The organism is Candidatus Methylopumilus rimovensis, assembly GCF_006364615.1.
GTDB lineage: Bacteria > Pseudomonadota > Gammaproteobacteria > Burkholderiales > Methylophilaceae > Methylopumilus > Methylopumilus rimovensis.
Genome location: NZ_CP040986.1, coordinates 1,129,284 through 1,152,796 on the forward strand (window position 1 = coordinate 1,129,284; position 23,513 = coordinate 1,152,796).

Genomic DNA, 23,513 nt, shown 5'->3' on the forward strand with positions numbered 1-23,513 from the left:
CATTACTTAAGTTCTGCTGTAGCGCCAGCTTCTTTTAATTTAGCTAGTGCTTCATCAGCTGCAGCTTTTGCAACACCTTCTTTAATTGGCTTAGGTGCGCCATCTACTAAATCTTTAGCTTCTTTTAAGCCAAGACCTGTAATTTCGCGAACAGCTTTAATTACGTTTACTTTGTTGTCGCCTGAAGCATTCAACATTACTGTAAACTCAGTTTTTTCTGCAGCAGCAGCGCCGCCAGCAGCAGCAGGCGCAGCAGCAACAGCAACAGCAGCTGCAGCAGCTGAAACACCAAATTTTTCTTCCATATCTTTAATAAGTTCTGACAAGTCGAGAACTGACATTGCACTTACTGCATCTAAAATTTCAGCTTTAGAGATAGCCATTTAATACTCCTAATAAAAAATTTAAATTAATCGTTTAAAAATTACGCGGGTTTTTGATCGCGAACTGCTGCTAAACCACGCACAAATTTTGTTGGTACCTCATTAAGCGTACGAACAAATTTCGCAATCGGTGCTTGCATTGTTCCCAATAATTTTGCGAGTAATTCTTCACGACTTGGTAATGATGCTAATGCTTCAATATTTGAAGCGCTCATTACCTTGTTAGGCATTGCTCCTGATTTAATAACAAACTTATCGTTTGATTTGGCAAATTCATTTAGTACTTTAGCAACAGCAACCGGATCAGTTGAGATGCCATAAACTATTGGACCTACCATTTCATTGGCTAAGTCAGAGAATGCAGTTCCATCTACGGCTCTTCGAACTAATGTGTTCTTTAAGACGCGAAGATAAACTCCTGATTTTCTGGCTTGAACTCGTAATGCTGTCATTTCGCTTACACCGATACCTCGGTTTTCAGCTAAAACAACCGCTTGAGCGCCCGCGATTTGCTTATTAACTTCAGCAACCACTGCCTTTTTTTGTTCAAGATTAAGACTCAAGGTCTTCTCCTTCCGTTAAATTAAGTATTAAGTAAACTTAATACCAACATTACGGCGACCTCTATCAGGATGCTATCCTTCAGGGGGTACCGCCATCTGCGTAGGCTCTAGCAAAAGATCACTAGAATTAGACTTGTTAGCACCTACGGTCTTTGAAAGCTTCACTGATATTTTTATATCAGTGAACCCAAAGTTCTTTTTAAAAAAAGCTTTCGCTTTCTTTTAATTCTTTACACTAAACTTGCTGAATCGATTCTTACACCAGCACCCATCGTGCTAGAAACCGATAATTTTTTTACAAAAATACCTTTTGTTGTTGGTGGTTTAGCTTTATTAATTGCATCAATTAATGCTGCTAAATTACCTTTTAATTGATCAACAGAAAATGATGCTCGGCCAATAGTGCAATGCACGATACCGCCCTTGTCAGTTCTATATTGAACTTGCCCACCTTTTGCATTTTTAACTGCTGCAGCTGTATCCGGGGTTACCGTGCCCACTTTTGGATTTGGCATTAAACCTCTTGGGCCTAATACTTGTCCTAATGCTCCTACAACTTTCATAGCATCTGGCGTTGCAATTACTACGTCAAAATCCATCATGCCGCCTTTAATTTTTTCAGCGAGATCATCAAATCCAACAATATCTGCACCTGCTGCTTTTGCAGCTTCGGCTGCAGCGCCTTGAGCAAATACTGCAACACGTGTTGTTTTGCCTGTACCGTTTGGAAGTACCAATGCACCACGAATAAGTTGATCAGATTTTTTAGCATCAATACCTAGATTGATAACTGCATCTACTGATTCATCAAATTTTGCTGTTGCTGTTTCTTTAACAAGTTGAAGACCTTCTTGCGCGGGATAAGATTTATCACGGTCAACTTTAGATCTTAATGTTGTAATTCTTTTATTTAATGGCATCTTATACACCCTCCACTTCTATACCCATGCTTCGTGCGCTACCTGCGATTGTTCGCACTGCAGCATCCATATCAGCCGCTGTAAGATCTGCCATTTTTGTTTTAGCAATTTCTTCAGCTTGCGCTCTAGTAATTTTTCCAACTTTATCTGTATGCGGTCTTGGTGAACCTTTTTCTAATTTCGCTGCTTTCTTAATTAGAATTGATGCAGGTGGCGTTTTCATAACAAAAGTAAAGCTCTTGTCTGCGAAAGCGGTAATCACCACAGGGATAGGTAATCCGGGTTCAAAAGTTTGTGTAGCAGCATTAAATGCTTTACAAAACTCCATAATGTTTAAGCCTCTTTGACCTAACGCAGGTCCCACTGGTGGACTCGGGTTAGCTTTGCCGGCTGGGATTTGTAGCTTTATATAGCCAACGATTTTCTTTGCCATTTCATTCTCCTAAATTAGGTACAAGCGCTTTTTTAAAAAAGCTCCCTAGTTAATTTTTACTGCTGTACTACTAAACTTCTTTTTCTACTTGGCCAAACTCAAGCTCAACTGGCGTTGCTCTACCAAAAATAACCACTGATACTTTAAGTTTGCTTTTTTCGTAATTGATATCTTCAATCGTTCCTGAGAACTCTTTAAATGGTCCGTCAATAACGCGAATCGATTCACCTTTTTCGAATGTAAGTTTTTGCGTTGGATTAGTTTTGCTTTCGTCCATGCGCTGTAAAATAATTTCTACTTCTTTATCTTTAATTGGTGTTGGTTTTAGTGCACTTCCACCAATAAATGCTGTTACCTTCGGCGTGCTTTTAACTAGATGCCAACTCTCGTCATTCATTTCCATTTGAACGAGAACATAACCTGGGTATAGTTTTCTTTCGCTTAATGTTTTTTGGCCAGCCTTCATTTCAATAACCTCTTCTACAGGTACCAAAATATCGCCAAAAAGATTCTGAAGATTTGATCGCTCAATTCTTTCAGAAAGTCCTTTTTGAACTAACTTTTCATATCCAGAAAAAGCTTGGACAGCATACCAACGCATCGTCATTACTAACCCCGTCCCAATAACCAATTAATCATGTATGAAAAACTTATATCTACTAATGCCAGGAAAACTGCCATCACAGCAACAAGAATAAATACAGTAATTGTCATTTGTATTGTTTCTTTTCTTGTTGGCCATACAACCCTTTTAGCTTCAACAATGGATTCATTAATAAATCCAAATGTCTTTTGACCAAGAGCCGTTTTCCAAAAAACTAGACTTGCTAATGCAAGTCCAACAAGAATTGTTAGTATTCTTAATACTAAGGCTTGATCACTTAATAGATAAAACCCAACTATTCCTGCTACAAAAAGTAAGAATGAAAAAACAATTTTTAACTTATCCGTCATTAATACTTCTTTCTTTTAATGGCAGGCCAGGAGGGTCTCGAACCCCCAACCCTCGGTTTTGGAGACCGATACTCTACCAATTGAGCTACTGGCCTAAATATAAAATTTATCTCTAAAACTATTCAATCACCTTAGCAACAACACCAGCACCTACTGTGCGGCCACCTTCACGAATCGCAAAGCGTAAGCCTTCTTCCATCGCGATTGGTGCAATGAGTGTTACTGTAATTGACACGTTGTCACCTGGCATCACCATTTCTGTGCCTGCTGGTAAATCAACAGCGCCTGTGACGTCTGTTGTTCTGAAGTAGAACTGTGGACGGTAACCATTGAAGAATGGTGTATGACGACCACCTTCATCTTTACCAAGCACATAGATCTCTGCAGTGAATTTTGTATGTGGTGTGATTGAACCTGATTTAGCTAATACTTGACCACGTTCAACTTCTTCACGTTTTGTACCACGTAACAACACACCTACGTTGTCACCTGCTTGACCTTGGTCAAGTAACTTACGGAACATTTCAACGCCTGTACATGTTGTTTTAAGTGTAGGTTTGATACCTACGATTTCAATTTCATCACCCACTTTAACAATACCGCGCTCAATACGACCTGTCACAACAGTACCGCGACCTGAGATTGAGAATACGTCTTCAACTGGCATTAAGAATGCACCGTCGATTGCACGCTCTGGTGTTGGGATGTAGCTATCAAGTGCTTCAGCTAATTTAAAGATTGATGGTTCACCAATTTCAGATTGGTCACCTTCGAGTGCTAATTTTGCAGAACCCATCACGATCGGTGTTTTGTCGCCTGGGAAGTCATACTTCGTTAAAAGGTCACGCACTTCCATTTCAACGAGTTCTAATAATTCTTTGTCATCCACCATGTCTGCTTTGTTTAAGAAGACCACAATGTAAGGCACGCCCACTTGGCGAGCTAAAAGGATATGTTCACGTGTTTGAGGCATTGGGCCGTCAGCTGCTGAACATACTAGGATTGCGCCGTCCATCTGCGCTGCACCTGTAATCATATTTTTAACATAGTCAGCATGGCCTGGGCAGTCAACGTGCGCATAGTGGCGATTCGCTGTTTCGTATTCTACGTGTGCTGTATTAATTGTAATACCGCGTGCTTTTTCTTCTGGCGCCGCATCAATTTGATCGTAAGCTTTAGCTTCTCCACCAAATTTCTTAGCAAGAATCGTTGTGATTGCCGCTGTCAGTGTTGTCTTACCATGGTCAACGTGACCAATTGTGCCGACGTTCACATGGGGTTTGGTACGTTCAAATTTGCCTTTTGCCATAATGTTATATCCTTAATTAATTACATTCTTCAAAATAATCTACTGGTGCCCATGGCGGGAATCGGACCCGCGACCTCTCCCTTACCAAGGGAGTGCTCTACCACTGAGCCACATGGGCGTGTCCAAATTCTCAAAATATCTGGAGCGGGCGACGAGGTTCGAACTCGCGACATTTAGTTTGGAAAACTAATGCTCTACCAGCTGAGCTACACCCGCACACCCATGGATCTAATCTCCACGTCGCCTCTAAAGAGGCTTTTACTCATGGTGGAGGGGGAAGGATTCGAACCTTCGTACTCAGAGAGAACGGATTTACAGTCCGTCGCCTTTAACCACTCGGCCACCCCTCCAAACCGAACCCTAAATTATGTTGGTTTTTTAGACTTTTGTCAAACTAATGAGGGACTTATAGAAAGGGAATAAATACAAAATAAGATGGTGCCGGATGTCGGAATCGAACTGACGACCTTCGCATTACAAGTGCGCTGCTCTACCAACTGAGCTAATCCGGCGTTATCAGGAGGCGCTACTATACCAATTTATTTAAATTTGAACTAGTTTTTTAGCTCTTAACTAGGGTTAATTTAGGTTTATTGGGTGATTTTTTTGTCTCTTTTGAGTCTATTTCTTGATCTTCTTTCACTTCAAAGAACAATCCTTCGCCGTTTTCTTTGGCATAAATGCCCTCAACAGCCGAAATCGGCAAATATAAATTTTCAGGCGCACCATTAAACCTTGCTGTAAAGGTAATTGCCTCATCTCCCATTAACAAGTCTTTAATAGATTCAGGGCTTAAGTTAAGAAGAATTTTTCCATCTTTAATAAAAGCTCTGGGTGCTAGGGTATTTTGATCTATTTTTACAAGCAAGTAAGGCGTGTATTGCTCAGCAACACACCATTCATATATCGCCCTTACAAGATAAGGTTTGGTCGAAGCTGATTTTGCCATTGATACTAAATTATTTTCTCATCGCTTTTTCTGAAGGAGTCATTGCGTCAGCATAAAGCGGTCTTGAAAATAATTTCTCTGCATACTTAAGTAATGGCGCTGCTTGATTTGGAAGCTCAATACCGTAATGACCTAAACGCCATAATAAAGGAGCAATTGCAACATCTAACATTGAAAATTCATCGCTCAATAAATGTTGTTGTTTAGAAAAAATAGGGACAATCAAAAGTAAATTATCGCGCACATGTTTTCTTGCAATCTCTTTAGCTGATTCATCCGTTGATTCTAAAGCTGGGATATGGACAAATAATTGTTTTTCAAAATCACTTAAAAATAAACGTGCACGCGCTCTCATAACTGGATCGGCTGGCATAAGCTGAGGATGAGGGAAGCGTTCGTCAATATATTCATTAATAATATTAGCGTCAGTTAATACGAGATCTCTTTCCACTAATACTGGAACGGAGTTGTGCGGACTTAATATAGCTAAATCTTCCGGTTTATTTGCTAAATCAACATCAACAACCTCGAAATCCATACCCTTTTCAAATAAAACAATTCTGCAGCGATGGCTAAAAGGATCAATCGAACCTGAATATAATTTCATCATAATTATTTAATATCTTTCCAAAATTCTTTCTTGAGATTGATTGTTAAAACTAATAACAATCCGAGGAATAACAAAACATAATACCCCATATGGAGTCTTTTTAGCTTTGATGGCTCTGACATGAATGTAAGGTAATTTACAAGATCCCCTACAAGCGCATCATATTCTTTTACTGAAAGCGTGCCTGGTTTAACGAGCTCCAAAGTATGATGCTCTTCATTTAACTTTTGATCACCCTGTAATTTCCATAAAATATGAGGCATTGCTGTTTTATCAAAAACAGTATTATTCCATCCAGTCGGTCTAGATGAGTCACGATAATATCCTCTTAAGTAACTATATATCCAGTCCGCACCTCTTGCTCTTACTTCAACAGAAAGGTCAGGTGGGTTTGCACCAAACCAATCCTTTGCATCTTTTTTAGTCATTGCAATTTTCATAGGCTCGCCAACTTTTTCTGCTGTGAAAAGTAAATTCTCTTTAATCAAGTTATCAGATAAGCCGATATCTTTTAAACGGTTGTATCTCATGTAATTTGCACTATGGCAATTCAAACAATAATTGATAAATGTTTTTGCTCCTCTTTGAAGAGAAGCTTGATCATTTAAATCGATAGGTGCTTTATCTAATATGAGATGCTCATTCGCAAATCCAACGCTTGAATAAACAAAAATAATTATTAAAAATAATTTAGTTAAAATTTTCATTTGTAACTGACCCTTGAAGGAACTGGTTTTGTTTTATCTTTTTTACTGTAATAAGGCATCAGTGCAAAAAATAAGAAATAAGTCATTGTAAAAATTCGAGCAACTACTGTGGCTTTATCAACACCGCCAATCAGTGGAATTGCATTGGAGAATTGGCCCCAAACGTTAGATGGCACCGTACCTAAGTATCCAAGGACAAAGAAGCTCACAACAAATAATGCAATCCATCGTTTAAACAAATTGCCTTTGTAACGAATCGATTTAACTTTGCTTCTATCTAGCCAAGGTAAAAATGCAAATGCGAGCACAGATAATCCCATAGCAGCAACGCCTGGAAATTGAGAATTCAATACAGGTGGAACAGCTCGAAGAATTGAATAATATGGCGTGAAATACCAAACAGGTGCAATATGAGCAGGCGTTTTTAGTGGATCAGCAGGAATAAAATTATTTGCTTCTAAAAAGTAGCCTCCCATTTCTGGCAAGTAAAAAACAATAAGTGCAAAGACAATCAGAAATACTGAAACACCGATTAAATCCTTAACTGTGTAATAAGGGTGAAATGGAATGCCATCCAGTGGAATATTTGTTTTTTTATCAAGACTCTTTTTAATTTCGATGCCATCCGGATTGTTTGAACCAACCTCATGGAGAGCCACAAGATGTAAAAATACCAATCCACAAAGCGCCAAAGGAAGAGCAATCACATGAAATGCAAAGAAACGATTTAATGTTGCATCCGATACTAAATAATCTCCTCTTAACCATTCAGATAAATCTGGGCCTACAAATGGAATTGCTGAAAAAAGATTCACGATAACTTGAGCACCCCAGTATGACATTTGCCCCCAAGGCAATAGATATCCAAAAAAAGCTTCGCCCATCAAACATAGAAAAATAGCGACACCAAAAAGCCATAGTAGCTCTCTAGGATTTTTATAGGATCCATAAATTAAAGCTTTAAACATATGAAGATAAATAACAACAAAGAATAAAGACGCACCCGTAGAGTGCATATATCTTATTAGCCATCCGAATGAAACATCTCTCATGATGTACTCAACTGATCCAAATGCCAATTCTGCATCTGGCTTATAATGCATAGTCAACAGAAGGCCTGTAATCAATTGAAGTACTAGAGTTAATAGAGCAAGTGCTCCAAAGAAATACCAAAAATTAAAGTTTTTAGGTGCGTAATATTCTGTTAGATGATTAGTAATTAAAGATGACAATGGAAATCTTTCGTCTATCCATGCCATTAATCCACCTTTAGTTTTTTTTGTTTTGATTTCTGTTTTCATACTTTTAAGTCAGCCTTATCCTTTATTGTCTTCGCCAATCAAGAGAGTGTTTTCATTAATATATTTATGTGGGGGGACTACAAGATTAATTGGGGCTGGAGAGCCTTTATATACTCGACCTGCCAAATCAAATTTAGAACCATGGCATGGACAGAAAAATCCACCATTCCAATTTTCACCCATGTCACCTTGGGTTTGTAATTTAGCAGTCGGTGAACAACCTAAGTGAGTACAAATACCAACTAAGACAAGTAAATTAGGCTTTAGAGATCTTGTCGCATTCTTGCAATAACTTGGCTGCTGAGAAATTACATCAAGATTGGGATCAGAGAGATTAGAGTCGTTTTTTTTCAAACTATCTAACATTGCTTTAGAGCGATTAATAATCCAAACTGGCTGACCTCTCCATTCAGTTGTAATCATAGCTCCCGCTTCAATTTTGCTTACATCAACTTCAACAGGCGCTCCAGCTGCTTTAGCGCGCTCACTTGGTGTCATACTTGATAAAAAAGGAACAGTTATCGCTCCGGCACCAATCGCGCCAGTTACAGTGGTAGCTGCAATTAAAAAACTTCTTTTCTTTTTATCTATTTTATCGTCTTGATGATTTGCCATGATCTTGTGTAAGTATGCTTTTATGAAATTAATATAATTGAGAGAATTTAACTTTGCGAAAGTTGCTTCATTATACAAAATTTCATTCGAAATCTAAATAGGAGCAGTGCTAAATTACCGCTTATCAAGCCTTTAAGTTAATTCGTTTGGATACAAATAGCCCTAATTCATATAAAAGCCATAATGGAATAGCTAGGCAAAATTGTGAGATCACATCAGGCGGAGTTAAAATAGCGCCAATAACAAATGCAATAACGATCATATAAGGCCTTACCTCTTCTAATGTTTTTACTTTTACCCATCCTAAGGTCACCAATATCAGAATAATCACAGGCACCTCGAATGCCAATCCAAACGAAATAAGCAAAGATAAAATGAGATCTAGATAGTTTGAAATATCAATCATCAAGCTCACATTTAAAGGTGTCATCAAAATAAAGAAATTAAATACAATTGGGAAAATTAGATAATAAGCGAAGGACATTCCTACAAAAAATAATATGAAGCCGCTTACGAATGAAAATAAAATTAATTTCTTTTCTTTTTTATAAAGGCCTGGAGAAATAAAACACCAAAATTGATAAAAAACAAAAGGAAGTGAGAGTAAAAAAGAAATAAAAGCTGTAATTTTAATTGGCACTAAAAAAGTTGAAGTGAGGCCCGTGCTCACTAACTTATTGCCATCTGTTAATTTCTCTATGAGTGGCGCTGAAAAAAAACTATAAATATCATTTGCGTAAAAACTTAAACATACAAAAATGACAATAAAACCGATCGCACTTCTAAAAAGAGTGTTTCTTAATTCAATGAGTTGCTGAATAAAAGGCTTAAAATGGGTCACTAAGATTTAATCGACTTTTTTTTAATTTCACGCTGAATTTTTTGAAGCTCTTTAAACTTTTCTTCTCGTTCAATTTCTTCTTTGAGTTTACTAATATAATTTTGTGCTTTTCCAGTCAGCTTACCTAAAACCTTAGCTACTTTAGGCAGCTTTTCTGGCCCAATCACCATAAGTGCTACAAAAAAGATAACAACTAACTCCGAAAAAGAAACATCAAACATAAAACTTATTTTTTAACGCGAGTTTTTGATACTCCACGACGCGCTGTTTTAACTTTAGATGTATTTTCATTTTTGACTGCATCTTTAAAATTTTTAACAGCCGCTCCTAAATCACTTCCAATATTTCTCAATTTGCTTGTACCAAATATTAAAAAAACTATCAATAAAACTATTAACCAATGTGTGATGCTTGAAAATCCCATATTAACTCCCTCTTAAATTTTTGCTAGTTTTGAACTTCCGCCATAGACATGGAAATGCATATGAAAAACTTCTTGGCCACCTTCGGCGCCAGAATTAATCATTGTGCGAAAGCCTTGCAATCCCTGTTCTTTTGCTAATTTGGGCGCCAAGAGAAGCATATTCGATATGATTTCTTTGTCAGCTTCGTTACAAGATATTAAATTTTCAATATGTTTTTTAGGTGTGATTAGAAAATGAACTTTGTCGATCGGGTGTATATCATGAAAGGCAATTAATTCATCATTCTCAAATATTTTTTTGCTAGGTATCGAACCCTCAATAATTTTACAAAAGATGCAGTTCATATTATTTGGCTTTCCAGGCCCGACTTTCTTTCTCTTCAATACCTGAGGTGCCTTCTCTCCTTGAAAGCTCATTCAAAATATCTTCTGCACTTAAATTTTTATGCGCCATTAATACTAAAGTATGAAACCATAAATCAGCAACTTCATGGACAAGCTCTTTGTTGTCTCCTTGTCGCGCAGCAATGATTGTTTCAAAAGCTTCTTCATTCACTTTTTTTAAAATAGCTTCCAATCCATCACGATATAAAGAGGCTGTATATGATTTACTAGGATCATCTTTTTTTCTAGCCTCAAGCGTTTCGGTGAGTTTTTTTAAAATCGCATTCATATTGATTATTTCTTATATATATCTTTAGGTTCTTTCATAACGGGATAATCAGTTACCCACATACCTTTATCATCCAACTTTTGATAAAAACAAGTTTCACGGCCTGTATGACAAGCAATGTTTTCAATTTGCTCAATTTTAAGCAAGATGACATCACCATCGCAATCAAGTCTTATTTCATGAACATTTTGCAGGTGTCCAGATTCCTCGCCTTTTTCCCAAATTTTTTTTCTAGATCTTGACCAATAAAAAGCTTTTTTGTTTTTTTGTGTGAGCTCTAATGCTTCTTGATTCATCCATGCAAACATAAGAACTTTATTTGTTCTATAGTCTTGGGCAATTACTGGCACAAGCCCATCTTTATCCCATTTAATGGAATGTATCCAACTCATTGACGAATCTCGATGTGATTAGATTTCATAAACGCTTTAGCTTCATTAATCGTATACTCTCCAAAATGAAATATACTGGCCGCTAAGACCGCATCGGCTCCCCCTATTTTTACACCATCTACAAGATGCTGAAGATCACCAACACCTCCGGAAGCAATAATAGGCACATCCACTTTATCAGATATTGCCTTAATCAATTCGAGATCAAAGCCTTTTTTTGTTCCGTCTCGATCCATGCTTGTAATGAGTAATTCACCTGCTCCCAATGAAGCCATTTTCGCTGCCCATTCAACTGCATCTAATCCGGTGGCATTTCTTCCCCCATGAGTAAATACTTGCCAAAAAGACTTATTCTCGTCTACCGTTAACTTTGCATCAATTGCGACCACAATGCACTGAGATCCAAACCGAGATGAAGTTTGATAAACAATATCTGGATTAACAATTGCAGAGGTATTAATACTGACTTTGTCAGCGCCTGCATTAAGTAAATTTCTTACGTCCTCGGGAGTTCGAACGCCACCGCCTACAGTGAGCGGTATAAAAACTTCTTTAGCAACATTTTCAATGATGTGAAGTATTAAACCTCGATTATCTGAACTTGCAGTGATATCTAAAAAAGCTAACTCATCCGCACCTTGCTCATTATATTTTTTTGCGACTTCTACAGGATCGCCTGCATCTTTTAATTCTAGAAAATTAATTCCTTTAACAACTCTGCCATCAGTCACATCTAGACAAGGGATAATTCTTTTAGCGAGTGACATTTATTTGATAAGCTCATCTGCGAGTGCTTGTGCTGCTTTAAAATCAAGCGTTCCCTCGTATATAGCTCTACCTGTAATTGCTCCACTGACACCCGAATATGCGATTGAACATAAATTTTTAATATCATCTAGATTCGTTACTCCGCCACTAGCAATCACAGGGATAGTGAGTGCCTCAGCTAATTTTTCAGTTGCTTCAATATTCAATCCATTTAACATGCCATCACGTCCAATATCTGTATAAATGATAGCTTCAACACCATAACCTTCAAATTTCTTTGCGAGCTCAATCACATTGTGTCCGGTTAATTTGGCCCATCCATCAATAGCTACTTCCCCTTCTTTTGCATCAAGTCCCACAATGATTTGCCCAGGGAATGCATAACAAGCTTCGTGAAGAAAACCAGGATTTTTAACCGCGGCTGTTCCTATGATGATGTAGTCCACACCGTTATTAAGATATTTTTCAACGGTATCGAGATTGCGAATGCCGCCGCCTAATTGAATCGGAATCGCACCATCCACTTCTTTAACAATAGCTTTAATTGCAGATTCATTCACTGGTTTGCCTGCAAAAGCGCCGTTTAGGTCAACTAGATGCAATCTTCGAGCTCCAAGGTCTTTCCATTGCTTCGCAACTTCTCCAGGATTTTCTGAAAAGATTGTTGATTCCTCCATTAAGCCTTGTTTGAGCCTAACGCACTTACCATCTTTCAAATCAATTGCTGGAATGATTAACATAAACTAAAACCTATACTGACCATTGAACAAAGTTTTTGATAAGTTGTAAGCCAGCTATCGAACTTTTTTCTGGATGAAATTGCACTGCAAAAATATTTTCTTTAGCAATAGCACAACAAAATTTTTGCGCATATGAAGTTTCAGCTGACACAATATTTTTATCATTAGATTCTAAATAATAACTATGAACAAAATAAAATCGATCGTTATTATTAATGTTTTTCCATAAAGGATGATGATTTGTCTGTGACACTTCATTCCATCCCATATGAGGAATTTTTAGCTTATGGCCACTTTCATCTGCTGTATTCTGATTATTAAATCGCTTAATAGTGCCTCCCAGCAATCCTAAGCCATCAACATTACCTTCTTCGCTTTTATCAAACAACATTTGCAAACCAATGCATATCCCTAAAAAAGGTTTTGTTTTTGCTGCCTCAATCACAGAGGATCTTAAATTTCTTTCATCAAGCTCTCTTATGCAGTCAGGCATAGCGCCTTGGCCAGGAAAAACTACATGATGTGCTTGTTTAATATCGGTAGGATTACTTGTAACTTTAATATCGGCTTCGGGTGCGACTTGTTTAAAGGCATTAAATACTGACTTTAAATTTCCCATTCCATAATCAATGATAGCGATCATTATTATTTTGATGAAAAAGGTTTATAGACTGCCTTTGGTTGAGGGGGTTACGCCAGAAATTTTTGGATCAATGTAAACAGCCATTTTAATGGCTCTTCCAAATGCTTTATAAATTGTTTCTGCCTGATGATGAGCATTATCGCCTTTAAGATTATCGATGTGCATCGTAATATTTGCATGATTCACGAACCCTTGAAAAAATTCGTGTATTAAATCAACATCAAATTCACCTATAGCAGCCCTTTTAAATTCAACATCAAATTCAAGTCCAGGCCTACCTGATATATCAAGTACAACTCTAGACAATGCCTCATCTAAAGGAATAATAGCTGACCCATACCTGGTAATACCTTTTTTATCTCCGATTGCTTTATTAAAGGCTTGTCCAAGGACAATACCAACATCTTCAACAGTATGATGTGCATCAATATGAAGATCACCTTTTGCTGTAACTTCTAGATCAAACATTCCATGACGAGCAACCTGGTCTAACATATGATCTAAAAAGCCGATGCCAGTATTGAGTTTTGCACTCCCCTGACCATCAAGATTAATGCTTACTTCAATTTTAGTTTCATTTGTATTTCTTGAAACAGATGCTGATCTTGTCATATTTTTTTACTTAAAGTAGATAAGATATTTTAACTCATTAAAAATGTAATTAACATCAATTATTTCATGTGCTTAGAATAAGTTTTAACGTCTCAAGCAATACTTGCATCTCTTCATCCGATCCAATTGTGAATCGAATGTAGGAAGAGATTCGTATTGGATTATCAAAGCGCCTCACTACAATTCCGTAATCTCTTAATTTGCTTACGATGATTTTTCCATCAAGAGAGGTGTGTTGAGCAAAAACAAAATTGGCGCCTGAAGGAAGAACTGAAAAATTAAGAGCTTTCAATTTTTCAATAAAATTTAATTTTGTTTTAATAACTTTATGGCAGGTATTTTTAAAATAGGAATCATCTTTAAAGGATTCAATACCGGCAATCAATCCTAATCGATCAATTGGATAAGAGTTAAAGCTATCTTTTACTCTAATTAAAGCTTCGATAAGATCTGGGTGGCCTATAGCGTAACCAAGTCTTAGTCCTGCCAATGATCTCGATTTAGAAAATGAATGTGTGACCAATAAATTTTTATATTTTTCTATAAGAGAAATAACGGACTCTGTGCCAAAATCTACATACGCTTCATCTACGATCACTACAGAATCAATATTTTTATCAAGAAATGCTTCAATCTTTTTTAAGGTAAGTGGTATGCCCGTTGGCGCATTTGGATTTGGAAAAATAACGCCTCCATTAGGCATTAAATAGTCATTTAATACGATTTCAAATGAATCGTTAAGGGGAATAGTTTTAAAATCAATCTCGTAGAGTTTGCAATATACTGGGTAAAAGCTATAAGTAATATCAGGGAATAAAATAGGCGCGTGATGTTTCAAAAGTGCTTGAAATGCAATAGCTAAGACTTCATCAGAACCATTTCCCACAAAAACCTGGTTAGCTTTAACATTAAAATAATCTGCAATTGATTTCTTAAGCGCTTCTGAATTTGGATCTGGATAGAGCCTTAAATTGTCATCTGCAAATTCTTGAATGGCTGCAATTACCTTTGGGCTTGGTCCATAAGGATTCTCATTGGTATTTAACTTAATAAGATTATTGAGTTTAGGTTGCTCGCCGGGAATGTACGGCGTCAAGCCATGCACAACCTTGCTCCAGAATTTACTCATTATCTATACGATATTCCGCTGATTTAGCATGGGCTTGAAGTCCTTCGCCATGAGCTAAGACCGAGGCAATTTTTCCAAGTTTGTGAGCGCCTTGATTAGATAATTTAATTAGACTTGAGCGCTTTTGAAAATCATAAACACCAAGCGGCGAAGAAAATCTTGCTGTTCTTGATGTTGGCAATACGTGATTCGGGCCAGCACAATAATCGCCAACAGCTTCACATGTATTTCTTCCCATAAAGATGGCGCCTGCATGTTTAATATTGTTAACGAGTGAATCTGGATCATCTACTGAAAGCTCTAAATGTTCAGGTGAAATAAAATTTGAAATCTCGGCTGCTTCTTCTAATGTTTTTACTTTGATCATTGCACCTCGATTTGTCAAAGAAGTCTCAATGATTTTTTTTCTCGGCATAGTTTCAATTAATTTATCAATACTCTCTTGAACCTGATTTAAAAACGATTCACTTGGGCTGATTAAAATTGACTGCGCTAGCTCATCATGCTCAGCCTGCGAAAATAAATCCATCGCAATCCAATCTGGATTCGATTTTTCATCTGCAATAATAAGTATCTCTGAAGGTCCTGCGACCATATCAATACCAACCACACCGAATACTCTTCTTTTAGCCTCTGCAACATAAGCATTGCCAGGGCCTACAATTTTGTCCACTTGAGGTATGGTTTGTGTGCCATAAGCAAGTGCGCCGATTGCTTGAGCACCTCCAATTGCAAATACACGGTCCACTTTAACGAGCGCCGCGGCAGCCAAAACCAATTGATTTCGCTCTCCATGAGGCGATGGGACCACCATAATAATTTCTTTAACGCCTGCCACTTTTGCTGGAATTGCATTCATTAGTACTGAAGATGGGTATGCTGCTTTTCCTCCAGGAACATATAAACCAACTCGATCTAATGAAGTTACTTTTTGACCAAGCAAAGTTTGGTCATCTTCGGTATAGCTCCATGAACTCATGAGCTGTTTATTGTGATAATCAAATACTCTTTTAGCAGCTTCTTCGAGTGCTTCTCTTGACTTTTGAGGAAGGCTTTTCAAAGCCAAATTTAATTCTTCTTTGGAAATTTCAAACTCTTCCATGCGAGAAAAATCTACGTGATCAAATTTTTTTGTATATTCAATTACGGCTTGATCGCCTCTTTTTTTGACGTCACTCAAAATTTCTGCGACTGTTTTTTCAATCTGAGTATTTTCTTCAGCTTCAAAGAAAATGAGCTGACTTAACTGATCTTTAAAATTTGAATCTTGGGTATTTAATTTTTTAATTTGAATCATAAGTATGATTATGCTTTAAGTGCTTTTTCAAATTGACTAAGAATAGGTTGCAAGAGTTCTCTCTTTAATTTTAAAGATGCCTGATTGATAATTAATCGCGAACTGATATCGGAAATATCTTCAACTGCAACAAGATTATTAGCTTTTAAAGTTTTACCTGTACTCACTAAATCGACGATCACATCTGCTAGACCTACAAGAGGCGCCAATTCCATAGAGCCATAGAGCTTAATTAAATCAATATGCATACCTTTTTTTGCGAAGTGTTCTTTAGCTACTTTTACATATTTTGTCGCTACCTTTAAGCGAACACCTTTTTGAATAGCGCCTAAATAATCAAAGTCTTCTTTGGCTGCTACCATCATTTTGCATCGACCAATATTAAGATCAATCGGCTGGTACAGTCCTTCTCCTATATATTCATCGAGAATGTCTTTACCTGTAATACCAATATCAGCTGCGCCATATTCAACATAAGTTGGCACATCTGTAGCTCTTACAATAATAAGTTTTATATCTTTGTGATTGGTATCTAAAATAAGTTTTCTTGAAGTTTCAGGATCTTCGTTACAAGTAATGCCTACACCCTCTAAAAGAGGGATGGTTTGTTCAAATATTCTTCCTTTAGATAATGCGATTGTAATTTTCATCTTAATGAATCCGTTTAATATTGGCACCTAGTTGATTGAGTTTATCTTCTAATTTTTCGTATCCGCGATCAAGATGATAAATACGCTCAATCGTAGTTTGTCCTCTAGCTGCTAAACTTGCAATAACCAGACTTGCAGAAGCTCTAAGATCTGTTGCCATTACAGAAGCCCCTTCCAAATATTCTTTGCCTCTAATAATTGCTGTATTTCCTCTAACGTCTATTTGTGCTCCCATACGAATGAGCTCTTGCACATGCATAAAACGATTTTCAAAGATCGTTTCGGTAACTTCTGATACCCCTTCTGCAATGGTATTTAACGCCATCATTTGTGCCTGCATATCTGTTGGGAAAGCAGGATAAGGTGCAGTTCTTATATTTACCGCTTTCAATTTTCCATCACTTTTAATATGAATTGAATTTTCATGCGATTCAATTTTAACGCCAGTTTCAATTAATTTTTGTGTAATTGCATCTAAACATTTGAGCTGTACATTTTTTAAAAGTACATCACCACCTGTCATCGCAACAGCAGCCAAATATGTTCCTGCTTCAATTCTATCAAAGATCACGTCATGACTTGCTTTATGCAGTGAATCCACTCCTTCAATTGTAATCACATCAGTCCCTAAGCCTTGTATTTTGGCGCCCATTTTATTTAAACATTCCCCAAGATCTAAAACTTCAGGTTCTTTGGCAGCATTTTCCAAAACGGTAATTCCATTAGCCAATGAAGCCGCCATCATTAAATTCTCAGTCCCTGTGACGGTAACAATATCCATATAAAATTTACAACCTTGTAACTTGGATTTCGGTAAGTGTTTCGTTGAAGCTTCAATATAACCATTATGAATATCTATTTTTGCTCCCATCGTTTGTAGGCCTTTGATATGAATATCGACAGGTCTTGATCCAATAGCACAGCCTCCCGGTAATGAAACTCGAGCCTCTCCAAATCTTGCAAGTAAGGGTCCTAATACAAGAATAGAAGCGCGCATTGTTTTTACGCGTTCATAAGGTGCATTTTTATTGATAATTTCTTTTGCAGTTAATTCAGTCGAATCATTTTTGAACTCAATATCTACACCCATATACTTTAATAAAGATTTGGTTGTATTTACGTCTTGAAGTTGAGGCACATGAGTTAATGACAGTGTGTCTTCAGTAAGAAGTGAGGCAATAAGTATAGGTAAGGCTGCATTTTTAGCGCCTGATATTTCAAGTTCACCGTGAAGAGGCGATTGTCCTTGAATAACTAATTTATCCAAGTTATGAATTAGCCTTTAATAACTTTACTAGTTCTCCAGTCTCATACATCTCTTTCATGATGTCGGCGCCACCGATAAATTCTCCATGAATATAAAGCTGAGGAATGGTTGGCCAATTTGCAAACACTTTGATGCCTTCTCTTATTTCTGGATCTTGAAGTACATCGATTGCATGAAAATCAGTATCACATGCATCTAAAATTTTAGTTGCTAAACTTGAAAAACCGCACTGAGGAAATTTAGGACTTCCCTTCATGTATAAAACTACATTGTGTTCATTAATCGTTTTTTGAATCTTCTCTTGCGCACTCATGCCTTACTCCTCAATATTACGTTTTTAATTGATTCCATTCATGTGGTGTATAAGTCTTCATAGATAGAGCATGAATTTCACTTTTCATCTTATCGCCTAAAGCATTAAATACCATTTGATGTTGTTTAACCCGATTTAATCCTTCAAATAAACTACTTACAATCGTGCCCTCAAAATGGGTGCCATCCTCACCTAAAATTTCTATAAACTCACATTCAAGTTTTTCGAGAATCGATTGCCTAATATCGTCAGCTGTCATCTTTTAGCTTCTTAATTTATAGCCGGATTTTAGCATTCCTAAGGTGATGGAAGCCAACACAATGAAAAAGAAGGTTACGATTGAAAGGCTTAATAATGGAGCTACATCAGATTGCCCAAAAAAACCGTACCGGAAACCATCAATCATATAAAAGAAAGGGTTGAGCTGAGACACCTTTTGCCAAAAAGGCGGCAAGGAATGAATTGAATAAAACACGCCTGATAGGAAAGATAGAGGCATAATCACAAAGTTTTGGAATGCTGCCATCTGATCAAATCGATGTGCCCATATACCTGCAATAATTCCAAATGTGCCAAGTAATGCACCGCCAATCATCGCAAATCCAAAAATAATCCATGGGTGCAACATAGGCAAATCTACATACAAAAGTGCGAATAAATAAATGCAAGCACCGACAAAAATACCTCTCACAATTGAAGCGATTAAGAAAGCTAAGAAAAATTGAAGGTAAGTAATAGGTGTTAATAATATAAACACAATATTTCCCATGACTTTAGATTGAATAAGGCTTGATGAACTATTTGCAAAAGCATTTTGCAATAAAGACATCATGATTAGACCTGGAATAAGAAACGCGGTGTATTCAACATTATCATAGACTTTTACATGATTTGCTAAGACATGAGAAAAGATGAGCAAGTAAAGGACTGCAGTGATCACGGGTGCGGCTACCGTCTGAAAAACGACACGCCAAAATCTTAATAATTCTTTCTTAAGAAGTGTCCATGTCCCTATAAACTCAGTTTTAAAATTTATCATTTTTTACTTCCAGTGAGCTTTAAAAAAACATTTTCTAAGTCGGAATTAGTCAGATCCATATCCAATATTTTAATTTTTGATTTTTTTAATTCACCTATAATAAATTCGACTTCTGCTATTTCTTCAATTAAAAAACTGATCGAGTGATGATCTAAATTTTGCATAAGATTCTGAATACTTGCAGGAATTTTTTTTCCTTTTAAGTCTAAGCGTAGATTTAAATTTTTTGCTGAGAATCGTTTTAATAGGTTTTTTGTTTTATCTAAAGCAACAACTTTGCCTTGGTCCATCATAGCAATTCGACTGCAAAGAGTTTCGGCTTCCTCTAGGTAATGTGTAGTCAAAACAATCGTATGGCCTTTTTGATTGAGTTTTTTGATGAACTGCCATAATCTTTTTCTAAGTTCTACATCCACGCCTGCTGTTGGCTCGTCTAAAACAATCACTGGAGGTTTATGCACAAGAGCTTGCGCTATTAATGCTCTTCTTTTCATACCACCAGAAAGCATTCTCATATTTGTATTGGCTTTATCTTTTAGATCAAGTCCTTCTATGACTTCATCAATCCAATCATCATTTTCGCGACCTTTGCCAAAGTAGCCTGCTTGGAATTGAAGCATTTCACGTACATTAAAAAAAGGGTCAAATACTAATTCTTGAGGCACAATACCAAGCGATCTTCTTGCATATTGATAATCTTGAATGACATCATAGCCCATCACCTTAATTGAACCTGAAGAAGGTTTTGCAAGTCCTGCCAGAATATTAATAAGAGTTGATTTGCCAGCACCATTAGGGCCTAAGAGCCCAAAAAATTCGCCCTCTTCTATTGTGAGATCAATACCTTTAAGTGCTTCTAATTTACCGAAGTTCTTTTTAACATTCTTAAATACGATAGCTTTTTTCATTGGAATAAATGCAACAAGTTTCTTAAATGAAACTTAAGAATACAAAACCTAATGAAGGGAAGATACTAAATCTTCCACTCCATATAATTTTGCGAGGCTATTTAAATTTTTTGGTAAATTTTTAAAAACAAAATGTGATTTTGTTTTTTTAGCTTGTCTTTGTAATTCAAAAATCAGACTTAATGTCGACGTATCTACAGAAGTTACTTTTGAGAAAGCAATCGTCGTTTTTTTGTCTAATTTTTGTTTATTAATTAAATCAATAATGGCTGGTATCTTTTCAATTGTAAGATCGCCACTTAACTGCCATTGATTTTTATCAAAAATAATCATTTATTAGATTTTGCTTTATCAGAATCAGCATTCTTCTCTGCAAGTTTTGAAATAAGAGAAGCTATACCATTTTGCTTTATTTCATTACCAAATTGCCCGCGAAAGTTTGTAACTAGACTGACACCTTCAATAATAATATCAAATACTTTCCAAGAATCACCATCTTTCTCTAGCATGTAGTCTATCGGCAAAGGTGGCGCGCCAGACTTCAAAATTTCAGTCTTCACTAATACTTCTTCATCTGAGGGTTGAAATCGAGTTGGTTTATAATTTAAAGTCTGATCCTTAAATTTTAACAATGCACTACCATAAGTCTTAACAAGCATCGTTCTAAACTCTTTTTTGAAAGCTTCCTGCTCGTCTTTAGTTGCTGCTGGCCAAGCTTTTCCAAGAACAAGTTTTGAAATGCGATCGAAATCAAAATAAGGAAGTATTTTTTCTTCAGTAATTTTGTAGGCTTTTTCCTTATTGCCCGCTTTTAAATCTTTATCCGTTTTTAAAATTTCAAAAACTTCATCGGCAATTTTCCTAACGAAAAGGTCTGGAGCTTCCGCAGCAAATATGCTCATCGACATTAGTAAAGTTAAAATTAATAATAAAAACTTTTTCATGACTTTAAAATACCTTTCTAGTAAAAATTATTTTTTGGGCTCTTCAGAGGCTTTACTATATAAAAACTGACTGATAAGCTTTTCCAATACAACCGCATCTTGTGTTTTAGAGACCCGATCTCCTTCTTTTAGAAAGTGATCATCACCACCAGCCTCTAGGCTAATATATTGCTCGCCTAGCAATCCTGATGTGTAAATGTTTGCGAAGGTATCTTTTGGGAAAGGATATCTTTTATCTATTTTTAAGGTTACAACAGCTTGATAAGCTTTAGTATCAAATTGGATTTTATCAATACGGCCTACAACTACGCCTGAACTTTTAACTGGCGCTCTGGGTTTGAGTCCTCCAATATTTTCATAATTTGCGGTTATTGTATAAGTTTCCCCTAGCGTATTGCTTGTAAGGTTTCCCACCTTCATGGCTAAGCCCATAAGGGCTGCAATCCCTATTGCGACAAATAAACCCACCCAAATATCTAATGTTGTCTTATCCATAATGGCTCCAATCACATATTAATTCGACATCATAAACGAAGTTAAAATAAAATCTAATCCTAAAACAGTAAGTGAAGAAGTTACTACAGTCCGCGTGGTAGCTCGACTTACTCCTTCTGCCGTTGGAGGAGCATCATAACCTTCATAGAGGGCAATAATCGTACATGCAACTCCAAATACGAAACTTTTGATAAGTCCATTTATCACATCAAATCTAAAATCAACATTCACATTCATTTGGGACCAAAATGCTCCGTGATCTACACCAATAATAGGGACCGCAACTAAGTAGCCTCCCATCACGCCTACCATTGAGAAAATGGAAGCAAGTATAGGCATTGAAATAACACCAGCCCAAAATCTAGGGCCAATAATTCTGGCAATTGGACTTATGGCCATCATCTCCATGGCTGATAATTGCTCAGTGGCTTTCATTAAACCAATTTCAGCGGTGATTGCAGTTCCGGCTCTTCCTGCAAATAAAAGCGCAGTAACCACTGGGCCAAGTTCTCTTAATAAAGCTAATGCAACTAAAACGCCAATGGATTCTGAAGAGCCATATTTTTGTAACGTGTAATATCCTTGTAAACCCAGCACCATGCCTACAAAGAATGCGGAGACCACGATAATAATTAAGGACATGACACCGGTGAAATATATTTCACGGATGGTTAAGTGAATTCGTCTAAAGCTTTCACCTGAATAAATTAAGGTTAGTAAAAATAACCTCGTAGCTGAACCTAAACGCCAAATTCTTGAAGTAACATGATTGCCTAGATTGCTTAAAATTTTGAAAATTGGATTCATAAATTAAACCGACTCATAAATATCTTTTTTATAGCTAGGCGCATTGTAATGAAATGGAACAGGGCCGTCTTTCTCCCCATGCACAAATTGATGCACAAAAGGAAGTTTTGATTTTGACAATTCTTTAGGCGTTCCTTCAGCAGCAACTGATCCATCCGCAACAAAGTAAATATAGTCTGCAAAAGAAAAGGCTTCTTCTACATCGTGAGTCACGATAATTGAAGTTGCTCCCAATGCATCATTGAGCGTTCTGATAAGATCACAAATGACTGCCATAGAAATAGGATCTAATCCAGCAAAAGGCTCGTCATACATAATAATATCTGGGTCTAGTGCAATAGCTCTTGCAAGTGCTACTCGTCTTGCCATCCCGCCTGAGAGTTCAGTAGACATAAGTTTATGAGCGCCTCTTAAGCCAACCGCATTAAGCTTCATAAGAACTAAATCGCGAATCATGCTTTCTGGTAATTTTGTGTGTTCACGCATTGGAAATGCCACATTATCAAATACGGACAAGTCAGTAAAAAGAGCGCCGTGCTGGAAAAGCATGCCCATTTTTCTTCGCAATTCATAAATGCCCTGTCTATCTTGTTTGTGAACAATCTTGCCATCCACAGTTACTTGACCGGCTTTAGGTTTTATCTGACCGCCTATCAAACGAAGAATAGTCGTTTTACCGCAACCGCTTCCACCCATGATAGCTGTGACTTTACCGCGAGGAAAAACCATACTGATATCTTTATGAAGCATAAGATTACCGTAGCCAAAAGATAGGTTTTTAATTTCGACTATATTTTTTTGGGTCATATTTAAATGTAAATATTAAA

General features: G+C 36.9%; 35 protein-coding genes and 5 tRNA genes. All 40 read right to left on the reverse strand.

All coding sequences use genetic code 11. From position 1 onward, the window contains the following. Window positions 1-2: 2 nt before the first annotated feature. The gene (rplL, locus tag FIT61_RS05845; protein WP_139873844.1) at window positions 3-383 is read right to left on the reverse strand and encodes a 50S ribosomal protein L7/L12; all 381 of its coding nucleotides are present in this window, start codon (window positions 381-383) and stop codon (window positions 3-5) included. Window positions 384-424: 41 nt separating this feature from the next. Next, window positions 425-946, reverse strand: coding sequence for a 50S ribosomal protein L10 (rplJ, locus tag FIT61_RS05850; RefSeq protein WP_139873845.1), 522 nt, complete (start codon window positions 944-946; stop codon window positions 425-427). A gap of 230 nt (window positions 947-1,176) precedes the next feature. Next, window positions 1,177-1,866 (reverse strand): 50S ribosomal protein L1, encoded by a 690-nt coding sequence (rplA, locus tag FIT61_RS05855; RefSeq protein ID WP_139873846.1) that lies wholly within the window; start codon window positions 1,864-1,866, stop codon window positions 1,177-1,179. A gap of 1 nt (window position 1,867) precedes the next feature. After that, a complete protein-coding gene (gene rplK / locus FIT61_RS05860; protein WP_139873847.1) occupies window positions 1,868-2,299 on the reverse strand; it encodes a 50S ribosomal protein L11 in 432 nt (143 codons plus the stop codon). Window positions 2,300-2,369: 70 nt separating this feature from the next. Continuing rightward, window positions 2,370-2,906 (reverse strand): transcription termination/antitermination protein NusG, encoded by a 537-nt coding sequence (gene nusG / locus FIT61_RS05865; RefSeq protein WP_139873848.1) that lies wholly within the window; start codon window positions 2,904-2,906, stop codon window positions 2,370-2,372. Between the two features lie 2 nt (window positions 2,907-2,908). After that, complete coding sequence (gene secE / locus FIT61_RS05870; RefSeq protein WP_139873849.1) at window positions 2,909-3,253, reverse strand: preprotein translocase subunit SecE; 345 nt, start codon at window positions 3,251-3,253, stop codon at window positions 2,909-2,911. Window positions 3,254-3,272: 19 nt separating this feature from the next. Then, window positions 3,273-3,348 (reverse strand) — tRNA-Trp (locus FIT61_RS05875). 23 nt (window positions 3,349-3,371) lie between these two features. Continuing rightward, entirely contained in the window at window positions 3,372-4,562 is a 1,191-nt protein-coding gene (gene tuf / locus FIT61_RS05880) for an elongation factor Tu (protein ID WP_139873840.1), read from the reverse strand. A 43-nt stretch (window positions 4,563-4,605) separates the two neighbouring features. After that, a tRNA-Thr gene (locus tag FIT61_RS05885) sits at window positions 4,606-4,680 on the reverse strand. Window positions 4,681-4,702: 22 nt separating this feature from the next. After that, window positions 4,703-4,778 (reverse strand) — tRNA-Gly (locus FIT61_RS05890). A 49-nt stretch (window positions 4,779-4,827) separates the two neighbouring features. Next, a tRNA-Tyr gene (locus FIT61_RS05895) sits at window positions 4,828-4,912 on the reverse strand. Window positions 4,913-4,998: 86 nt separating this feature from the next. Further along, window positions 4,999-5,074 (reverse strand) — tRNA-Thr (locus FIT61_RS05900). Between the two features lie 50 nt (window positions 5,075-5,124). Then, entirely contained in the window at window positions 5,125-5,511 is a 387-nt protein-coding gene (locus tag FIT61_RS05905; protein WP_139873850.1) for a ClpXP protease specificity-enhancing factor, read from the reverse strand. 10 nt (window positions 5,512-5,521) lie between these two features. Next, complete coding sequence (locus tag FIT61_RS05910) at window positions 5,522-6,121, reverse strand: glutathione S-transferase N-terminal domain-containing protein (RefSeq protein WP_139873851.1); 600 nt, start codon at window positions 6,119-6,121, stop codon at window positions 5,522-5,524. Between the two features lie 2 nt (window positions 6,122-6,123). After that, window positions 6,124-6,828, reverse strand: a complete 705-nt coding sequence (locus tag FIT61_RS05915) for a cytochrome c1 (protein WP_139883761.1) — start codon at window positions 6,826-6,828, stop codon at window positions 6,124-6,126. Next, window positions 6,825-8,129 (reverse strand): cytochrome b, encoded by a 1,305-nt coding sequence (locus tag FIT61_RS05920; RefSeq protein WP_139883763.1) that lies wholly within the window; start codon window positions 8,127-8,129, stop codon window positions 6,825-6,827. The genes FIT61_RS05915 and FIT61_RS05920 overlap by 4 nt, the downstream gene beginning before the upstream one ends. 15 nt (window positions 8,130-8,144) lie before the next feature. Beyond that, a complete protein-coding gene (gene petA / locus FIT61_RS05925) occupies window positions 8,145-8,744 on the reverse strand; it encodes a ubiquinol-cytochrome c reductase iron-sulfur subunit (RefSeq protein ID WP_139873854.1) in 600 nt (199 codons plus the stop codon). A gap of 124 nt (window positions 8,745-8,868) precedes the next feature. Further along, window positions 8,869-9,585, reverse strand: a complete 717-nt coding sequence (tatC, locus tag FIT61_RS05930; RefSeq protein WP_139883765.1) for a twin-arginine translocase subunit TatC — start codon at window positions 9,583-9,585, stop codon at window positions 8,869-8,871. After that, window positions 9,585-9,806, reverse strand: coding sequence for a Sec-independent protein translocase protein TatB (gene tatB / locus FIT61_RS05935; RefSeq protein ID WP_139873856.1), 222 nt, complete (start codon window positions 9,804-9,806; stop codon window positions 9,585-9,587). The genes tatC and tatB overlap by 1 nt, the downstream gene beginning before the upstream one ends. A gap of 5 nt (window positions 9,807-9,811) precedes the next feature. Beyond that, a complete protein-coding gene (gene tatA / locus FIT61_RS05940) occupies window positions 9,812-10,009 on the reverse strand; it encodes a Sec-independent protein translocase subunit TatA (protein ID WP_139873857.1) in 198 nt (65 codons plus the stop codon). Window positions 10,010-10,021: 12 nt separating this feature from the next. Beyond that, window positions 10,022-10,354: a histidine triad nucleotide-binding protein gene (locus FIT61_RS05945; RefSeq protein WP_187351790.1), complete on the reverse strand. Its 333-nt coding sequence runs from the start codon at window positions 10,352-10,354 to the stop codon at window positions 10,022-10,024. 1 nt (window position 10,355) lies between these two features. Next, window positions 10,356-10,682, reverse strand: coding sequence for a phosphoribosyl-ATP diphosphatase (locus FIT61_RS05950; protein WP_139873859.1), 327 nt, complete (start codon window positions 10,680-10,682; stop codon window positions 10,356-10,358). Window positions 10,683-10,687: 5 nt separating this feature from the next. Beyond that, window positions 10,688-11,074: a phosphoribosyl-AMP cyclohydrolase gene (gene hisI / locus FIT61_RS05955; protein WP_139873860.1), complete on the reverse strand. Its 387-nt coding sequence runs from the start codon at window positions 11,072-11,074 to the stop codon at window positions 10,688-10,690. Further along, window positions 11,071-11,841, reverse strand: coding sequence for an imidazole glycerol phosphate synthase subunit HisF (gene hisF, locus FIT61_RS05960; protein WP_139873861.1), 771 nt, complete (start codon window positions 11,839-11,841; stop codon window positions 11,071-11,073). The genes hisI and hisF overlap by 4 nt, the downstream gene beginning before the upstream one ends. After that, window positions 11,842-12,582 carry a 1-(5-phosphoribosyl)-5-[(5-phosphoribosylamino)methylideneamino]imidazole-4-carboxamide isomerase gene (gene hisA, locus FIT61_RS05965; RefSeq protein ID WP_139873862.1) on the reverse strand — a complete coding sequence of 247 codons (741 nt, stop codon included), beginning with the start codon at window positions 12,580-12,582 and terminating at the stop codon, window positions 11,842-11,844. A 10-nt stretch (window positions 12,583-12,592) separates the two neighbouring features. Beyond that, complete coding sequence (gene hisH / locus FIT61_RS05970; RefSeq protein ID WP_187351791.1) at window positions 12,593-13,225, reverse strand: imidazole glycerol phosphate synthase subunit HisH; 633 nt, start codon at window positions 13,223-13,225, stop codon at window positions 12,593-12,595. Between the two features lie 21 nt (window positions 13,226-13,246). Further along, the gene (gene hisB / locus FIT61_RS05975; RefSeq protein ID WP_139883767.1) at window positions 13,247-13,837 is read right to left on the reverse strand and encodes an imidazoleglycerol-phosphate dehydratase HisB; all 591 of its coding nucleotides are present in this window, start codon (window positions 13,835-13,837) and stop codon (window positions 13,247-13,249) included. A gap of 64 nt (window positions 13,838-13,901) precedes the next feature. Next, on the reverse strand, window positions 13,902-14,966 hold the full coding sequence (hisC, locus tag FIT61_RS05980; protein WP_139883769.1) for a histidinol-phosphate transaminase: 1,065 nt from the start codon (window positions 14,964-14,966) through the stop codon (window positions 13,902-13,904). After that, window positions 14,959-16,260, reverse strand: coding sequence for a histidinol dehydrogenase (gene hisD, locus FIT61_RS05985; protein WP_139883953.1), 1,302 nt, complete (start codon window positions 16,258-16,260; stop codon window positions 14,959-14,961). The genes hisC and hisD overlap by 8 nt, the downstream gene beginning before the upstream one ends. Window positions 16,261-16,271: 11 nt before the next feature. Beyond that, window positions 16,272-16,913 (reverse strand): ATP phosphoribosyltransferase, encoded by a 642-nt coding sequence (gene hisG / locus FIT61_RS05990; RefSeq protein WP_139883771.1) that lies wholly within the window; start codon window positions 16,911-16,913, stop codon window positions 16,272-16,274. Between the two features lies 1 nt (window position 16,914). Continuing rightward, window positions 16,915-18,180 (reverse strand): UDP-N-acetylglucosamine 1-carboxyvinyltransferase, encoded by a 1,266-nt coding sequence (gene murA / locus FIT61_RS05995; RefSeq protein ID WP_139883773.1) that lies wholly within the window; start codon window positions 18,178-18,180, stop codon window positions 16,915-16,917. 1 nt (window position 18,181) lies between these two features. Then, window positions 18,182-18,493: a Grx4 family monothiol glutaredoxin gene (gene grxD, locus FIT61_RS06000; RefSeq protein ID WP_139873868.1), complete on the reverse strand. Its 312-nt coding sequence runs from the start codon at window positions 18,491-18,493 to the stop codon at window positions 18,182-18,184. 16 nt (window positions 18,494-18,509) lie between these two features. After that, window positions 18,510-18,752, reverse strand: coding sequence for a BolA family protein (locus FIT61_RS06005; RefSeq protein ID WP_139873869.1), 243 nt, complete (start codon window positions 18,750-18,752; stop codon window positions 18,510-18,512). Between the two features lie 3 nt (window positions 18,753-18,755). After that, complete coding sequence (locus tag FIT61_RS06010; RefSeq protein WP_139873870.1) at window positions 18,756-19,532, reverse strand: ABC transporter permease; 777 nt, start codon at window positions 19,530-19,532, stop codon at window positions 18,756-18,758. After that, entirely contained in the window at window positions 19,529-20,440 is a 912-nt protein-coding gene (locus FIT61_RS06015) for an ABC transporter ATP-binding protein (RefSeq protein WP_139873871.1), read from the reverse strand. Before FIT61_RS06015 ends, FIT61_RS06010 begins: the two co-directional genes overlap by 4 nt. 48 nt (window positions 20,441-20,488) lie before the next feature. Next, complete coding sequence (locus FIT61_RS06020) at window positions 20,489-20,773, reverse strand: STAS domain-containing protein (RefSeq protein ID WP_139883775.1); 285 nt, start codon at window positions 20,771-20,773, stop codon at window positions 20,489-20,491. Next, a complete protein-coding gene (locus FIT61_RS06025) occupies window positions 20,770-21,384 on the reverse strand; it encodes an MlaC/ttg2D family ABC transporter substrate-binding protein (RefSeq protein WP_139873873.1) in 615 nt (204 codons plus the stop codon). Before FIT61_RS06025 ends, FIT61_RS06020 begins: the two co-directional genes overlap by 4 nt. A gap of 27 nt (window positions 21,385-21,411) precedes the next feature. Beyond that, window positions 21,412-21,879 carry an outer membrane lipid asymmetry maintenance protein MlaD gene (mlaD, locus tag FIT61_RS06030; RefSeq protein WP_139873874.1) on the reverse strand — a complete coding sequence of 156 codons (468 nt, stop codon included), beginning with the start codon at window positions 21,877-21,879 and terminating at the stop codon, window positions 21,412-21,414. Window positions 21,880-21,897: 18 nt separating this feature from the next. After that, window positions 21,898-22,686: a lipid asymmetry maintenance ABC transporter permease subunit MlaE gene (mlaE, locus tag FIT61_RS06035; RefSeq protein WP_139873875.1), complete on the reverse strand. Its 789-nt coding sequence runs from the start codon at window positions 22,684-22,686 to the stop codon at window positions 21,898-21,900. Window positions 22,687-22,689: 3 nt separating this feature from the next. Then, window positions 22,690-23,493 carry an ABC transporter ATP-binding protein gene (locus FIT61_RS06040; RefSeq protein ID WP_139873876.1) on the reverse strand — a complete coding sequence of 268 codons (804 nt, stop codon included), beginning with the start codon at window positions 23,491-23,493 and terminating at the stop codon, window positions 22,690-22,692. Window positions 23,494-23,513 lie beyond the last annotated feature (20 nt).